Source organism: Siphonobacter sp. SORGH_AS_0500 (assembly GCF_031453245.1).
Taxonomy (GTDB): domain Bacteria; phylum Bacteroidota; class Bacteroidia; order Cytophagales; family Spirosomataceae; genus Siphonobacter.
Map to the genome: position 1 here is coordinate 3,799,583 of NZ_JAVIYT010000001.1, position 15,655 is coordinate 3,815,237.

General features: G+C 44.9%; 11 protein-coding genes. 5 read left to right on the forward strand and 6 right to left on the reverse strand.

All coding sequences use genetic code 11. From position 1 onward, the window contains the following. Window positions 1-71: 71 nt before the first annotated feature. A complete protein-coding gene (locus QE357_RS16250; protein ID WP_309709612.1) occupies window positions 72-1,745 on the reverse strand; it encodes a hypothetical protein in 1,674 nt (557 codons plus the stop codon). 257 nt (window positions 1,746-2,002) lie between these two features. Here QE357_RS16250 and QE357_RS16255 point away from each other — a divergent pair, with 257 nt between their 5' ends. Then, window positions 2,003-2,278, forward strand: coding sequence for a hypothetical protein (locus QE357_RS16255; RefSeq protein WP_309709615.1), 276 nt, complete (start codon window positions 2,003-2,005; stop codon window positions 2,276-2,278). A gap of 249 nt (window positions 2,279-2,527) precedes the next feature. On the opposite strand, the gene QE357_RS16260 is transcribed toward QE357_RS16255, so the two are convergent. The 3 genes from QE357_RS16260 to QE357_RS16270 all read right to left on the reverse strand — a co-directional run bounded on the left by QE357_RS16260 (window position 2,528) and on the right by QE357_RS16270 (window position 6,291). Next, window positions 2,528-4,246, reverse strand: a complete 1,719-nt coding sequence (locus QE357_RS16260) for an IlvD/Edd family dehydratase (RefSeq protein WP_106635258.1) — start codon at window positions 4,244-4,246, stop codon at window positions 2,528-2,530. Window positions 4,247-4,403: 157 nt separating this feature from the next. Beyond that, window positions 4,404-4,991: a D-sedoheptulose 7-phosphate isomerase gene (lpcA, locus tag QE357_RS16265; protein ID WP_309709620.1), complete on the reverse strand. Its 588-nt coding sequence runs from the start codon at window positions 4,989-4,991 to the stop codon at window positions 4,404-4,406. 61 nt (window positions 4,992-5,052) lie between these two features. Further along, a complete protein-coding gene (locus QE357_RS16270) occupies window positions 5,053-6,291 on the reverse strand; it encodes a pitrilysin family protein (protein ID WP_106635256.1) in 1,239 nt (412 codons plus the stop codon). Between the two features lie 155 nt (window positions 6,292-6,446). Between QE357_RS16270 and QE357_RS16275 the strand changes: the two genes are divergently transcribed. The 4 genes from QE357_RS16275 (at window position 6,447) to QE357_RS16290 (ending at window position 9,922) form a co-directional block, all read left to right on the forward strand. Continuing rightward, window positions 6,447-7,574, forward strand: a complete 1,128-nt coding sequence (locus QE357_RS16275) for a lipopolysaccharide assembly protein LapB (RefSeq protein ID WP_106635255.1) — start codon at window positions 6,447-6,449, stop codon at window positions 7,572-7,574. A gap of 227 nt (window positions 7,575-7,801) precedes the next feature. Continuing rightward, window positions 7,802-8,434, forward strand: a complete 633-nt coding sequence (locus QE357_RS16280; RefSeq protein WP_309709625.1) for a DUF4190 domain-containing protein — start codon at window positions 7,802-7,804, stop codon at window positions 8,432-8,434. 175 nt (window positions 8,435-8,609) lie between these two features. After that, window positions 8,610-9,236, forward strand: a complete 627-nt coding sequence (locus QE357_RS16285) for a DUF4190 domain-containing protein (RefSeq protein ID WP_309709628.1) — start codon at window positions 8,610-8,612, stop codon at window positions 9,234-9,236. Window positions 9,237-9,295: 59 nt separating this feature from the next. Further along, window positions 9,296-9,922, forward strand: a complete 627-nt coding sequence (locus tag QE357_RS16290; protein WP_309709631.1) for a hypothetical protein — start codon at window positions 9,296-9,298, stop codon at window positions 9,920-9,922. A 55-nt stretch (window positions 9,923-9,977) separates the two neighbouring features. On the opposite strand, the gene QE357_RS16295 is transcribed toward QE357_RS16290, so the two are convergent. Together QE357_RS16295 and QE357_RS16300 are read right to left on the reverse strand one after the other, a co-directional pair. Further along, entirely contained in the window at window positions 9,978-11,168 is a 1,191-nt protein-coding gene (locus QE357_RS16295) for an efflux RND transporter periplasmic adaptor subunit (protein ID WP_309709634.1), read from the reverse strand. Window positions 11,169-11,172: 4 nt separating this feature from the next. Beyond that, window positions 11,173-15,441: a CusA/CzcA family heavy metal efflux RND transporter gene (locus tag QE357_RS16300; RefSeq protein ID WP_309709637.1), complete on the reverse strand. Its 4,269-nt coding sequence runs from the start codon at window positions 15,439-15,441 to the stop codon at window positions 11,173-11,175. Window positions 15,442-15,655: the final 214 nt, after the last annotated feature.

A 15,655-nucleotide genomic window follows, 5' to 3' on the forward strand; every position in this document is an offset into this window, starting at 1 on the left:
ATACTGATTTTTAAATTGACTTTTTTTAGAACTAGTAAATATTTATTTACCAAGCATAAACCTGAATAGATCTAGGTTTTCAAAACAGAATCGGAAAGACAGGAGCGAATACTTCGCCAGAGAATGCCAAAAAAACTTTCTCCCGGAACCCGTTTATATTCTATTTTCCCAGTCCGCACTTCTTTTTTCGGCATGGGGTTACTATCGTAAGTAAGAATTTTGTTAGCCGCAAAGGTGAATAGATCACGAATGCGGAACCGTTTCTTTTCCTCATCCTTTTTTAGAATGTTGATTTTCAGATCCTGATAAAGTATGACGCCACTACCCCAGCTCTGCACATTATTACCAGAGAATTTGAATTTCAAATTATTAACTCGTCCCGATTCGATTTCCATTAAGGCCAGCGGCTTAAACGTAGCATTCAGGGTTACTAAATTCGTTGGCCCTAACTCGGCCTGGCAGGTATATTCACCGTTATTGGCCGCCATGTTAAATGTAAAATGCGTGTTTAGAGCATTGGCTCCCATGAACATCGTTTGAAAATGAGCTTTTGCCGTGGGCGATTTTAGTAATGTCAGTGAGTCATTGGTTAGGTTGGTGATTACCCCCTGAATGTTACGGAAATTAATTCCTCCAATTTGCTCGGTCTTAGGGTTTAACTCATCGTAGTAAAGGTCAATTTTCCGGGTTATGACCGAATCAATGGTTAATTCAAACGGAATTTTCTGAAATTGTTCGTGGGGAAAAGGTTTCCGGGGTCCTGACATTTTGCTACTCCGATTTCGCACTTCAAACGCATCCACTCGTCCTCCTTCCAGTTCCACTTTATTAATGCGGACCTTCTGTTTTTGTTCCAGTTGCGAGAGGTCCATCCCCGTCACGTGCAAATGCGATAAAACTGCTTTGGTATAACTACCACCACCCGAACGTTTAACGTATTCCTGACGTGGGTAAGCTGGAATTGTCCCGAGGTTCTCTATAGTTAAGGTCCGCGTCTGGGTTGATACGTTGAGTTTGCCAACCTGAAGATTCGATAACTGGTCCTTGCTAGGCATAGTCAAAGAATCGAGCTGTACTTCTATATTTTTTGCATAAAAAACCCGGCTTGAGTCCCGGTAACTCTCCGGGTTTACCAGCATCTGCTGAACTTCAATGGAAAGCTGCTGGATTGAATTCGTGATTGGTTTTTCACTGGTCTGATTATCGTGCGTAATCTTCGCTTCTATTAGTCTGATCTTACCAATCTCTACCTCCTTAAACTGCTTTTGCAGCAGTTCATGTAAGGTCTTTTTCTCTTCACTTTTCTTCGGTCCCGAAGAGGGGTACTGCCGGATAGTCAGACGAGGCTGATTAATGGCTATTTCGTCAATAAAGAGCTTTTTATGCAGAAGGTACGTAAATAACTCTGCTCCCTGCAGACTAATCTCAGGGATGGTGGCATCCAGCGTTAGATCCGTTATGTCTTTGGAAGAAATCAATTGCCGTCGCCGAGCCGAATCGGCCTGAATGCTTAGCCCCCGAATACTTCCCCGTCCCGAAAAAGGATTATAGGTTATATCTTCAAACGTAAGCTGATACAACTGATCGGAATTCTCATATACGCTCTTGCTTAGTTTGTCGCCTACCATAGGCTTAAGAAAATAAACACCTACGACCCAAAGCGATATGACCACCAGTAAACAAAAGAATAAAACTCCGAAAATTACTTTAGCAATCAGAGGGAAGCGTGAGGCAGGTGTGTTCATAAGGCGTGTGAGGACTGTGGTTACAACAAATGGTTAACCCATTTAAAGGATCGAATAACCCTTCTGGTTAATCTTGTGAAAAGCTCATTCCACTCACGGCTCTTTTAGGTAGGTAACTAGCTTTTTCTAATCATTTTCTAATCACAATCAGGGGTATAACGTCCGCAAATAGGGTCGGCAAACCCCACGATTATGAATGACACTCAAGGGGATAATTCTTTTGATTACTTCAGTATGTGTTCAAACATGAAACAGCTATGGATTCTACTAACAATAAGGAAAGCAATTGGTCAAAAATGAAGCAATGGTGGAGGATTGGCTCCCTGTTTAGATGGGCAATTATACTATTAGTCGTACTAATGACCGTTGCCATTGGTGGCAGTCTGATTTTTATAAAAGACAAGAAAAGCACGATGTACCCCGGTACCGTCGCTTCTGATACGATTACTGGAGATACCCTCTTCGAACCCAAAAAAACGATTCACTTACCAGCCCGACCGGAAGATCGTCCCGAATCGTCACAAAGTCAATAAAATACAAATCCCGACCTGCGAAGGCCGGGATTTGTATTTTATTGCTGCTCTACCCCATATAACCGCTGCCAGCGTGGCCCCGCCAGCATTTTCGCTGGCAGCACTTGGTTAACTATTAAGCAAACTTATTATCAACAGCTTAGCTATTGCTGCCAGCGAAAAAGCTGGCAGCGGCGGTATAGGGGGCTTGTGACAGTATTATTGAACTAACAACCATCAACTAATAACTAAACTAACAACTAAAGAAAATCAATGCGATTCCCGCAGTTTCCAGGTACCGGACTTACCCACCAGAAAATCCATATCAGCTCCCTGATGAGATTGCTGAACGTGGTTCAGATATAAATTGGTATATCCCCGATCATAACCTAACTCCAGCGGTTTCCAGTTGGCTTTACGAGCGGCTAACTCTTCGTCTGATACATGCAGGTGAAGACTGCGGTTTGGAACGTCCAGGGTAATTAAATCGCCATTTTCTACCAGAGCCAGGGTACCCCCAATGGCGGCCTCGGGTGAAACGTGTAAGACCACCGTTCCAAAGCCCGTTCCACTCATCCGACCATCCGAAATACGAACCATGTCATGCACGCCTTTCTCCAGAATCTTCTTGGGTAATACCATGTTTCCTACTTCAGGCATGCCAGGGTAACCTTTGGGTCCTACGTATTTCAAGACCATCACGCAGGTTTCATCAATATCCAGATCAGGATCATCGACGCGGGCTTTGTAGTCGTCAATATCTTCAAAAACCACCGCCCGCCCGGTGTGCGTCATCAAATGCGGACTGGCTGCAGAGGGTTTCAACACCGCTCCATTTACTGCCAGATTTCCCTTCAATACTGCCAAACCGGTGCTGGGTTTGAAAGGCTCGTCCACCGAAGCAATAATCTCCCGGTCATGTGCATTGGAAAGGACAATATTTTCACCCAGGACTTGCCCCGTTGCGGTTAATGCATCCAGGTTGAGGAAGTTGGATAACTCTTTCATCACCGCTGGAAGTCCGCCCGCGTAATATAAATCCTCGAAGAAGTGTTCTCCTGAAGGCTGAATATTAGCAATGAACGGGATGTTTTCTGACAGGCGATCAAAATCTTCTAGGTCCAGCTCCACTCCCATTCGGCCCGCAATGGCCATGAGGTGAATTACAAAATTAGTTGAACCCCCAATGGCAGCATTTACCATAATCGCGTTTTCGAAGGCTTTGCGAGTCAGGATTTTAGACATGGTTAAATCTTCCCGAACCATCTCCACAATGCGGCGACCCGTCATGTGAGCCATCGTTTTCCGACGTGAATCGGCTGCCGGAATCGAAGCATTGTCGGGTAAGGTTAAGCCCAAAGACTCTACCATCGAAGCCATTGTTGACGCTGTACCCATGACGGCACAGTGCCCCGCACTTCGAGCCATGCATCCTTCAGCTACAATGAATTCTTCCTGCGACAGCTCACCCATTTTATAGGCCTCGGCAAAACGCCATACGTCGGAAGTACCAATCTTCCGGCCTTTGAAGTGCCCTGCCAACATCGGTCCACCGGAGATCACAATACTGGGTAAGTCTACACTGGCGGCTCCCATTACTAACGAAGGCGTTGTTTTATCACAACCGCACATCAGCACAACGCCGTCAATGGGATTACCCCGAATGGATTCCTCCACATCCATACTCGCCAGATTTCGATACAGCATGGCGGTGGGCTTCATTAGTGTTTCGCCCAGCGACATGACCGGAAATTCTACCGGAAACCCACCCGCTTCCCAAACGCCGCGTTTCACACATTCGGCCAATTCCCGAAAGTGAGCGTTACAAGGCGTTAACTCAGACCAGGTATTACAAATGCCAATGACTGGTTTGCCCGTGAATTCATGGTGCGGGAACCCCTGGTTTTTCATCCAGGCCCGGTAAATGAATCCATCTTTTCCGGTCTTGCCAAACCAGTCCTGCGAGCGATATCTTCTTTTCTCCTCCATCAGAGTTTTTATGTTTCTCGTTTAGTGTTTAGAGTAGTAATACTATAATTTTTGCAAGAAAGCGTATTCAAACGAAAACACAGAGCCTACACCGGGATTTTAGTGTGACTCTGTGCTTATTATTAACTCAAAACCCAAAACAATCTAACTCAAAACCCTAGTAATTCACATTCACCACCAGTTTTTCGATTAATAAAATCAGGATGTGAATGACTTTGATGTGAATTTCCTGGATGCGGTCGGCGTAACCAAAATGAGGAACGCAGATTTCTACATCGGCTTGGCCCGCTAGTTTACCTCCATCCTTTCCAGTCAGGATAACTACTTTCATTCCTTTGGCACGAGCTGCCTCTACGGCCTTAATCACATTACCAGAATTACCTGACGTACTGATTCCCAGTAATACATCGCCTTCAAAGCCCATGCCTTCCACAAAACGACTGAACACGTATTCGTATCCATAATCATTAGAGACACAGGATAAATGGCTCACGTCCGAAATGGCAATGGCGGGTAGAGAACGGCGTTCGTTACGATAACGGCCCGTTAACTCCTCGGCAAAGTGCATCGCGTCACAGTGGGACCCCCCGTTTCCACAGGAGATAATCTTCTTATTATTCTGAATGGCTTCGGACATTAATTGTGCCGCCGCTTCAATAGCTTTTACGTGTTTTTCGTCTGATAAAAAGTGGTCCAATACCTGCTGGGCTTCCGTTAATTCCTGACGAATAATAGATTCTAACATTTTCGGTTTTCAGTTTGCAGTCTTCAGTGGGCAGTTTTGCGAACCTTGCGGCTCAACCACCTTAAGCTGAAGCCCGGTAATATAAGGTTGAACAGTTTTCGGGACGAAGTATATTGCGGGCAGCGGCCTGGATCAACTCAGACGTTACCGACTGAATACGTTCGGCTTCCAGATTAGCCCATTCAGCATTACCCGCGTTAGCGGCAAAGGCCAGATTCATGGCTCGGTTCAGTAACTCCACTTCCGAAAAAGCGAGCGTGGCTTCGGCCTGATTTTTCACTTTCAGCACTTCCGACTCCAGCGGACCTTTTCCCAGTAACTCATCAATAATTTCCTGCACGGCGGCCTCGCCTTCTTCAATGCTTACTCCTTTGTTCAGATTACCCTGAACGATAAATAAACCCGGTTCGAGGTTTCCCGTTGGATAAGCGTTAATGGAGTTAAACAGAGCTTTTTCTTTGACCAGTTTCCGGTATAATCGGGAAGATTTACCACGACCCAGAATATCCGCCATTAAATCGGCTGGATAATAACCTGCTTCGTAACGTCCGGGCATGTGATAGGCTTTATACAAAGCATCCAGCGGAACTTTGGCTGATACTTCCAGAAAACGGGCTTCGGTTTGCAAAGGCTCTTGCGGCAGGTTCCGTTGGTAAGGCTCACCCGCCGGAATGGGTTCAAACCACTTTTTGCTCAGTTCCTTAATCTGCTCCACTGTTACGTTTCCCGCTACCACCAGCAAGGCATTATTGGGCACGTAATACCGGAAAAAGAAATCCCGAACATCTTCCAGCGTTGCCTCTTCGATGTGTTTGATTTCCTTCCCTATCGTAGCCCAGCTATACGCATGGGTGTGATACGCCAGCGGTCGTAATTTTAGCCAGACATCGCCGTAGGGCTGGTTCAGGTACCGTTGCTTGAACTCTTCGATCACTACATTTCGCTGTACTTCCAGCACTTGCGGATCAAAGGAAAGCGACAGCATTCGGTCTGATTCCAGCCAGAAAGCCGTTTCCAGATTTGAAGACGGAAGGGTGATGTAATAATTCGTAATATCTGCCGAAGTGAAGGCGTTATTTTCTCCGCCTACGCGTTGCAGTGGGGTGTCGTAATCGGGAATATGTTGAGACCCGCCAAACATCAAATGTTCAAACAAGTGAGCAAAGCCGGTTTTCTCAGGGTTTTCGTCTCGGGATCCTACGTTATATAAGATGTTAACGGCTGCCATGGGAGTCGTGGCATCTTCATGCACGTATACCCGAAGGCCGTTATCCAATGTAAAGGTTTGATAGTGAATCATAGTCAGGATACGGATCTACTTTTTCAGAGCCAACGGCCAAATCATCCGTTTCATTCCGGCAAATCTACGGCACTGCTTGAAAAGCTTCCTATCTTTAAGGCTTCAATATTCGTTAATTTTACAACGATTCATTCGAATCGTCGCATACACCAGCCATGAAAACTCGTTTCTATTCAACCTTCCTGATTTCAATTCTGTTTTGTTTTATCCTTCCGTTTAGCTTAAAAGCTCAGATTTTAAATGACGCTGAAACGAAAGAACAGGTTATTCATGCGTTAAAGCACATTTATAATTTTGAGTTTAAGGAAGCCGAACCTTACCAGCAACGCATCAAGACCCGTTACCCGGCTCACCCGGTTAACCCGCTGCTTGAAGCCATTCAAACGTTCTGGCAATACCTGCCCGTAGTTGAAAATGGCTCTGCTGCCAGTCGGTACCAGTCTTACCTAAATCAGTCGTTAGACTTAGCTGAAAAAATGAAGGCGGCTAACAAGCACGACACTGAGGCTACGTTTTTTTTATTGGCGACGCATAGTTACCTCGCCATGCTGGAGTCTGATCGGGGTGAGTTCATGAAAGCCGGGGCCGAAGCCAAACGTACCTACGGTTACATGCGTAAAGGTTTTAAGTTAATGGAGCAAAACCCAGAATTCTACTTTTCAACCGGACTTTACAACTATTACCGGGAGCAGTATCCGCAGGATCATCCCGTGGTGAAACCTATCATGTTCTTTTTTCAGGATGGCAATAAAAACCTGGGTTTAAAGCAGATGGAAACGGGTTATCAAAAGGGAATTTTTACCAAAACCGAAGCGGCCTATTATTTGACTTATGTGTTAATTAAGCACGAGAATAATCCGTTAAAAGCACTAAGTTATTCTACGCCTTTATACAAAGAATATTCGAATAACCCGGTTTATATGACCCGCCATGCCGAAGCCCTAACGCTGGCTGGGCGTTACAACGAAGCGGAACCTCTAGCTCAACAGCTAGCTCAGAAAAAACATTACGTATTCAAAACCGCTGGAGAAGTATTCATTGGATTAATTCTTGAAAAAGCGAAGAAAAATGACGCCGCTGCCCATACCTATTACCAGAAGGCAGTGCTCAATAAAATGAGTGAACAATACACGCAGGATTATCACGCAATGGCCTACTGCGGGCTCGCTCGAATTGCAGAGCGAAATGGCCAAAATAAACAGGCGAAAGATTATTACCAGAAAGCCCAGAAACTGGCAGAGTATAGCAGCACAATTCAGGAAATAAAACGGGCTTTAAAGTAAATTACTTCCCATTGAGACGCGACTTTATCGCGTCTTTTTTTTGATTAATTATTTATTGTTAATTGACAAACTTACCTTATTAGGCAAGCCCAACATTCGTATTTTTAGTCTGGAAGCGATGAAGTCGCGTAGTTACCTGTTTTTAACATTGCTAAACTAGGAAATAACAACGCTGATTTACATCTTCGTGCTTCAACCAAGTTTATACTCCACCATTGTCCAATTTTATGAAAAAATTATTTACCCTTGGTTTACTTTGCTTTTTAGGTCTTTCGGCCTGTCACAAACCTTCTTACACTTATTTTGCTAAGTCTACGGCACCTGCTTTTGAGCGTAAACAGGTAACAGCTACAGAAGCTAAGCCTATTTCCTTCAGCTCCGATTCCAGTACGGTTGAGCATTCATTTACAGCTTCTTCTGCGAACAGTTTACCTCTTGCTACTTCGGTAACTCCACTGGAAAATGCTTCGACTACTAAGGTTACTTCAGGTAGCATTACTCGTAAAAGAACAAGTTTCCAGCAAAAACTAATCACTAAGCTAGTTCTCAAAAAGTCTCAGAGACTAGAGAAAAAAATCAGACGTGCCGGTGATTACCGAAAGAATGATACCATTGCGGTTATCGCTTTTGCGGCGGGTGCTCTGGCTTTACTGGATGGTATTCTGATTGGAACTGGAGTACTTTTCCTTCTGGGAATGTTAACCGCAATCATCTGCGGATTTGTTGGTTTAGGTCGAATCAATCGTCATGAAAGAGATCTTAAAGGTCGCGGGTTTGCCATTGCAGGTCTTGTGTTGGGTTTCCTCGAACTTTTGATTCTGATTATTGCTATCATCGTCCTTGCCTCCTGGTCCTTATAAGTAATCCATTTTCCAGACTATGATTTGGAAATAATTCGGTAAAGCGGTACGAGGACTTCCTCGTACTGCTTATCGTATTGAAGCCCTATCTGAGTTCGCAAGTTCTGAGTGTAGTAGAGTTTAATTAACAAGAGTAAAAAACCTAAGCAAAAGCGACGACCCCCTGTCCATTTTCATGAAAAAATTATTTACACTGGCCCTATTGGGTCTGTTAGGGCTTTCTGCCTGTCAGAAATCTTCTTATCCCTATTTTGCGAAATCCACTGCTCCTTCTTTTGAACGCAAAAAAGTAAACCTCGCTTCGCCAGTCCAAAATTCAGTTAGTATCGCGGATACGAACCTTCACTCTTCCGCATTAACGGCATCTTTAGTGGAAGGGCCTTCCTTGCCAGGCCGTACGTTTGAAGAAAAGCTAGTACCTGCTCCCTCTTACCTGCAAACGAAACATCAGCAAAATTTCAAACATAAGTTTGTTACAAAACTGGTCGCAAAAAAGGTTGCGAAAATGCAGGCAAAAGCTCAGCGTACCGCTGAGCGAAAAACGGATCCCATTGCTACCCTCGCTACTATTGCGGGGTTAATAGCCCTCTTTGACCTAATTGCCTTTCATACGGGTATTCTGTTTCTTGTAGGTATGCTTCTAGCCATTATTGGGGGATTTGTCGCTCTGAGTAAAATCAACCGGCGTCCGAGAGAATTCGAAGGTCGCGGACTAGCCATTGCCGGGTTAGTACTAGGTTTTCTGGAGTTACTTGTTTTTATTATTATCTTAATAAATGTTGCTGCTAATTCATCATATTAGGTACTACTATCCTTTCATTCCTTCTATATTTCTATCCATGAACTTAAACGACCTGACTTATGAAATTTATTCTTTATCTATTCTTAGGAGCTTTACTTTTCACTTCATGCCGTAAACTCACCTACACTCCTTTTTTAAAGTCCAATACATCATTAACTCCTGTAAGAGAGCATCAAAAATACCTTACTGCTCACTCAGACTCATCCGCCTTACAAACATCTCTAGTATCAGATCCTAGTATTCCGGTTTACATTGATAAACCTCCTTTACTTAGTCCTAAAGAATTAACTTTTTCTTCTTTTCAGAAAAAGACTACTCTCTTACTTCATAAACAAGTTAATAAGAGCATTCGGAAGTTTCAGAAAAAGGTAAGTGGCCAAAAAGATTCCCGAAAGTTAGAGCCTCTTGCTATTACCAGCACAATTGTTGGCGTTTCGTCTCTGCCGTTAGCTTTATTATTGAGTAGCTCTACGGTATTTGGAATAGCATTTATCATAGCCATGACTACAGGTATATTATCACTAGTCAGACTACGTTTAAACATTAATAGGTACAAAGGAAAGATGTGGGCTAATATTGGAATTGTGTCTGTTTTATACTACGCAATAATGATTTTTTTATTTATATGGCTCGTTGAATCTGCATTAAATTCTATGGGGCCATTCTCATTTGGATCCTTAATGTAATAAAAGCTCGTCCAAATGGACGAGCTTTTTATCTAGCAATAAATCATCAAAAATTCTACTCGTTTTTCTTCCGTTCGGCTTCCAGAGCCAGGATGTTTTTATTGGCTACTTTCATTCCTTTAGGCAATTTTTCCAGAATTTTTACCTGAACGTAGTCTTCTCCTTCCCGCTCGATCTCCACTTTTGTTTTGCGTAAAGGAATTTTAGGAGCATTCGGCTGGCTCGTTGCAAAGATGTATAGGCCTTCGCCATCATCCAGAATGGCCGTGCGGGGCAAGGTATTGGAGCTTTTCGTTTCCGTCGAACCGACTACGCGAGCCCGTACGTTCATATCCGAGAAAATGGTTTCTTTCGTCTGGGGTCTTTTGAAGTTCACGTAGAGGGTAATGGCTCCGTTTTCCGTATCCAGGGCCCGAGCTACGCTTGCTACTTTCCCCTGAACTGCCGGAATAGCCTGACTGGGAAAGGTTAACTCCACAGACTGTCCTTCCTGAATCATATCGACATCTTTTTCATAGACATATACCTGGGCTTGAAGCTGTTCGGTACTAATAATGTCCACCAGAGGATCCGCTGGATTAGCCAGTTTTCCCAGATTTTGATACACTTTAAAAACAGAACCACTGATGGGAGCCCGAATGATCACCACGGGTGAAATCTCTGCCTTGCGGATATTACTCAAATGATCGGTATTGAAACTCAGTAAACCCAGCTTTGCTTTCAGTGCTTTTTCTTTACCAATAGCAGCATTGAGTTTAGACTCGGTTGCCTGAAAATCCGCCAGCACACCGACGTTACTTTTTTTCAGTTCGGTTTGTCGTTTGAACTCAATTTCCAGGAAGTCGGCTTCGCTTTTAGCAGCGATGTACTGGTTTTGTAGTTCCAGAAATTCCATACTTGTCAGCTTCAGTAAAGGCTGACCTTTTTTGACGAACTGACCTTCCCGAACATAAATCGCATCTACGTGACCTTCTACTTCGCTATGAACTTCTGATTTACTGTCAGGTAATATTTTAATCTTTCCATTCGCGTTAATAACCGGACGAAGCTGGCGGTCTTCAAAACTTACCAACTCTACGTTTACCGATTGCAATTGTTGCAGGGACAGATTCAGCGAATCTGCACTCTTGGCGACTTCCCGTTTACCTTCCCCTTTTTCTTTCGATTCCGCTTCGCTTTCGGAACAACTGGATAAGGATACACTTAATATAGCAAGTGCCAGCAGGGGCAAAAATGTCTTTTTCATTGATTTATTCTCCTTTGAGATATTGAATCGTAATGATCGAATTATTCACGTTATGGATCGCTTCCAGGTGCTCAGCCCGAATGCGGAAGGCTTCCTGTAGGTTTAACAGGAAGTTGTAGTAACCAATGCTTCCGAGACGGTAACTATCCTGAGCAGCCTTGATAATCTCGTTGGCCTGGTTTAGCCCAAATGATTCGTAATAATCCAGAGCTTCGCTGTAAGCCCGGTAGTCGGAAGCAGCTTTGTCGTAAGCTCCCCGCAGTTCGTAGCTGTTGAGCGAAATCTGCTGCTGAGCAATTTCAATATCCTTTCTCGCTCCGGCCTGACGTGATTTATACTGCCATTGCCAGAGTGGCACCGTTAAGCCAAACTCCCAGCGGTAACGCACATTCGTTTCGCGGTCCCCCTGGTTCATGTACCCAAAAGAAATGCCGGGCAGGGCACGACTTCTTTCAACCTTCAGCATGCTTTCATTGAGCTTTCGGTTTTGTTCATAAAAAGCCAGTCGCGGATTTGACGAGAAGGAAGTATCCGCAGCCGAAATGGCTGACCCATAGGTTAATCGTTTGAAATCCCCTAAAATCACTCGGCTACTATCGGGGGCTAAACCCGTCAGAATCCATAACTGTATCCGGGCTCCCCGCAAGCGGGCTTTCGACTGCTTCAGGTAGATGGCATTCTCCCGGTATTGAGCCTCGGCATTGAGTCGCTCGATTCTGGAAATCTGTCCTACATTCAGCCGAACATCCGTTACTCTCACAAAATTAGCCAGTAAGCTATCCTGCTGCTGGTAATTGGTGATCATCCGATTGTAATACAAAATGTCATTATAAATCGAACGCACCTGATAAGACAAGTCGTTGAAGACTACCCCCTTCTCCGCTTCATTGAGTTTAATCTGTTGACGCTGGGCTTTCCGTTGGTTGGTATAAACTGTAGGAAATTGTAAGTTCTGGAAAAAACCGAGGCGGTAATCCGTACCACTGGGAGCCTGGGTATAAATACGCGGAGCATCCAGATTGAACGTAGCGGGAAGTAATACTCTTTCCTTCTCAATCCGTAAATCCGCCAGACGCGTCTGCGGATTCCCTCGTTTCGTTAATTCTAACGCTTTTTCCAGCGTTAACTCCCGGACATCCTCCACTTCGGGAACTTCCGGTTTCGTCTGAGCAGAGGCGTTAGTAGTCAGGAAAGACGCTCCGATGAGCAGGGCAACTACGGCAGTAGCGGGAATCGCACTATTCTTTACAGACCCGCCTTTTTTTGATTTACCCGCGAAAATGGCGTAAAGAATGGGTAATACGAGTAAGGTCAGAATAGTAGCCGTTAACAATCCACCGATTACCACCGTTGCCAGAGGTTTCTGTACCTCTGAACCTACGCTGGTGGATAAGGCCATGGGCATAAAGCCCAAAGCAGCTACAAACGAAGTCATCAGAATCGGGCGGAAACGTTCCTCAATTCCTTTCATGACCCGCTCGTTCGGATCATCCATGCCTTCGTCGCCCAGAGTATTAAAGTGACTGATTAATAAAATTCCGTTCAATACGGCTACCCCGAACAGAGCAATGAAACCGACCCCCGCCGAGATACTGAAGTTCATGTCGCGTAAAAGCAGCGAGAACACCCCTCCTACGGCTGACAGAGGAACAACGGCATAAATGAGAAAACTATCGCGGAAATTGCGGAAGGTTAAAAAGAGTAATCCGAAGATGACCAGGAGGGCAATTGGAACAACAATGGATAAACGAGCCTTCGCCCGACCAAAGTTTTCAAAATCTCCTCCGTAGTTTATCTCATACCCTTTGGGCAATTTCACTTTCGCATCCACCTGTTTAATTACATCGTCCACCACCGACTGTAAATCACGACCGCGAACATTGAAGCCGAGGTTAACCACCCGTTTCATGTTTTCGTGAACGATTTCAGAAGGTCCAACGCTTTCCGTAATTTTCGCTATTTCACGCAGTGGAATCGGGTTATTATTCTGATCGTTAATTAACAGGTTTTCAATATTTTCAGGACGCGTCCGGTCTTCTCCCGTCAAGCGAAGCGTTACATCAAAACGCCGATCGCCTTCATAAACCACCCCTGCGGTTGCTCCTCCAAAAGCCATTTGAATGGCCCGGTTCACCTGCTCAACTTTAATTCCGTGCACGGCCATTCGCTGGCGATCGTAATTAATATTCAGTTGCGGTAAGCCAAACACTTTGCTTCCTTTTACATCAACGGCTCCGTCTACATTCCGAACAATTTGAATGATCTGCTTGGTTTTTGCTACCAGCGTATCTAGGTCCGTTCCGTACAATTGCACCACCACCTGCGTCCGGGCCCCGGAAATCATGTCATTCACCCGGCTTTCAATGGGTTGGGAAATGGCATATAAAGGACCTGGGAACTGAGCCATGTATTCATTAACCTTGATGGCTAACTCCTGCTGATCGTGGGCTTTCGTCCAGTATTTTTTATCTTTTAATTCAACGTACACTTCCTGAGACTCCAGTGGTAATGGATCGACCTTTACCTCAGACGTACCGATTTTAGAAACAATTCCTTCTACTTCATCCGGGAATTCCTTCATGATTCCCTCCTGGAAGATCTGGCTTTGCCGAATGGATTCTGACAACGTTGTTCCCACGGGTAAATCCATATCGACTACCATATCGCCTTCCTGAATCTGAGGCATAAATTCACCACCAATTCTTCCAAAGCCAATGATTCCAGCGGCTAATACCACCAGTGCAAACGCAATAACTACGATCTTATATCGCAGGCCTAAACGGATCACGGGACGTAAACCCTTGAGGAAGAACTGAACAATCTTTTCAGAGAATCCATCGTGATGCACCGACTTGGGTGGACGCAGTAATACCGCACACATCATGGGGACATACGTAACGGCCAGAATCAAGGCTCCGATGATGGCAAAAGCTACCGTTTTGGCCATTGGCGAGAACATTTTTCCTTCAATTCCCTGAAGCGTCAGAATGGGAACGTATACGATCAGAATGATTAATCCCCCGAAAATCACGGATTTTTTTACTTCTGCTGCCGCCGAAATGACTACTTCCTGACGATCCTTATAGGTCATTTTCTTACCCGCAAATTTGCTGAGCGAAAGGGCCAGCAAAAGCACGGCGGACTCGACGACGATAATGGCCGGATCAACTAACAGCCCGAAGTCAATGGCTCCAAGACTCATGACGTTACCCACTACGTCAAATTGTTTCATCCAGATGAAAGCGAAAAGCATCGCTAACGGAATAACCGAAGCCGCTAGTAAACTGGCCCGCCAGTTACCCAGAAACACCAGAATGACAATCATAACGATAACGGCCCCTTCGATCAGGTTTTTAGCTACCGTTGAAATAGCGGCGTTTACCAGTTTCGAGCGATCCAGGAATGGTTCGATGGTTAACCCTGGAGGTAACTCTTTCTGAATTTCAGCGAATCTTTCTTTCAATCGGGTAATGACTTCGTTACCATTCGCCCCTTTCATCATCAGGATTGAGCCACCCACCACTTCGCCTTCGCCATTATTTGACAAGGCACCAAAACGCAGGGCATGACCAAACTCCACATCGGCCACGTCTCTTATTAAAATGGGTACACTCCCATTTTTCTTGATTACGGCATTTTCAATATCCTCCAGCGATTGAGCCAAACCAATGCCTCGGATGGTAAAGGCTTTATTATCTTTTTCGATGTAAGCACCGCCGGTATTGCTGTTGCCTTTGTTCAGGGCTTCGTATAATTCATCTACGCTCACACCCAGAGCTTTCATGCGATCGGTCTTGATCTGAGCCTGGTATTCTTTGGCGTATCCACCATACCCACTCACGTCAGCTACGCCCGGTAAGCCTAATAACTTGCGACGAACGACCCAATCCTGAATCGTGCGGATTTCGGTAAGTGTGTAAGGACTATTGTTTAAGTCTTTGGGACGAATCACATACTGATAAATCTCACCTAAACCCGTTGAAACCGGTCCCAGGATGGGGGTACCCGCTCCCTCTGGAATCTCGGCCTGCACCTGAGTGAGGCGTTCAAACACCTGCTGACGAGCCCAGTAGATGTCGGTGTCATCCGTGAAAATGAGTTTGACCACGGAAGAGCCAAATTTGGAGTACGAACGAGCTTCCACCAGACCCGGAATATTAGCCATAGCCATTTCCAGCGGGGTCGTAATGTAGCGTTCAATTTCAAGCGACGATAAATTAGGGGAGTTCGTAATGACGTCTACCTGTTGGTTGGGTAACGTCAGGTACGGCATCAATGGGAAGTGTTTTCAGTGAGTAACCTCCCCAAATCGCCATTACCAGCACGAGAAGACCGATGGTAAACGGACTTCGGACGCTAAATGCAATTAGCTTATCAATCATAGCAGTTTTGGGTCAAACAGCAGCAACAAACCACTGTTTACCGACAGTTTATAGTAGGTAAATAGAGCAATCTTTCAGAGTAAGGATCTGAAATTCAGGAAAGAC

Coding starts and splice junctions, on each gene's coding strand:
- QE357_RS16250 (WP_309709612.1), bottom strand. CDS start 1,745: ATGAACACACCTGCCTCACGCTTCCCTCTGATTGCTAAAGTAATTTTC.
- QE357_RS16255 (WP_309709615.1), top strand. CDS start 2,003: ATGGATTCTACTAACAATAAGGAAAGCAATTGGTCAAAAATGAAGCAA.
- QE357_RS16260 (WP_106635258.1), bottom strand. CDS start 4,246: ATGGAGGAGAAAAGAAGATATCGCTCGCAGGACTGGTTTGGCAAGACC.
- lpcA (WP_309709620.1), bottom strand. CDS start 4,991: ATGTTAGAATCTATTATTCGTCAGGAATTAACGGAAGCCCAGCAGGTA.
- QE357_RS16270 (WP_106635256.1), bottom strand. CDS start 6,291: ATGATTCACTATCAAACCTTTACATTGGATAACGGCCTTCGGGTATAC.
- QE357_RS16275 (WP_106635255.1), top strand. CDS start 6,447: ATGAAAACTCGTTTCTATTCAACCTTCCTGATTTCAATTCTGTTTTGT.
- QE357_RS16280 (WP_309709625.1), top strand. CDS start 7,802: ATGAAAAAATTATTTACCCTTGGTTTACTTTGCTTTTTAGGTCTTTCG.
- QE357_RS16285 (WP_309709628.1), top strand. CDS start 8,610: ATGAAAAAATTATTTACACTGGCCCTATTGGGTCTGTTAGGGCTTTCT.
- QE357_RS16290 (WP_309709631.1), top strand. CDS start 9,296: ATGAAATTTATTCTTTATCTATTCTTAGGAGCTTTACTTTTCACTTCA.
- QE357_RS16295 (WP_309709634.1), bottom strand. CDS start 11,168: ATGAAAAAGACATTTTTGCCCCTGCTGGCACTTGCTATATTAAGTGTA.
- QE357_RS16300 (WP_309709637.1), bottom strand. CDS start 15,441: ATGCCGTACCTGACGTTACCCAACCAACAGGTAGACGTCATTACGAAC.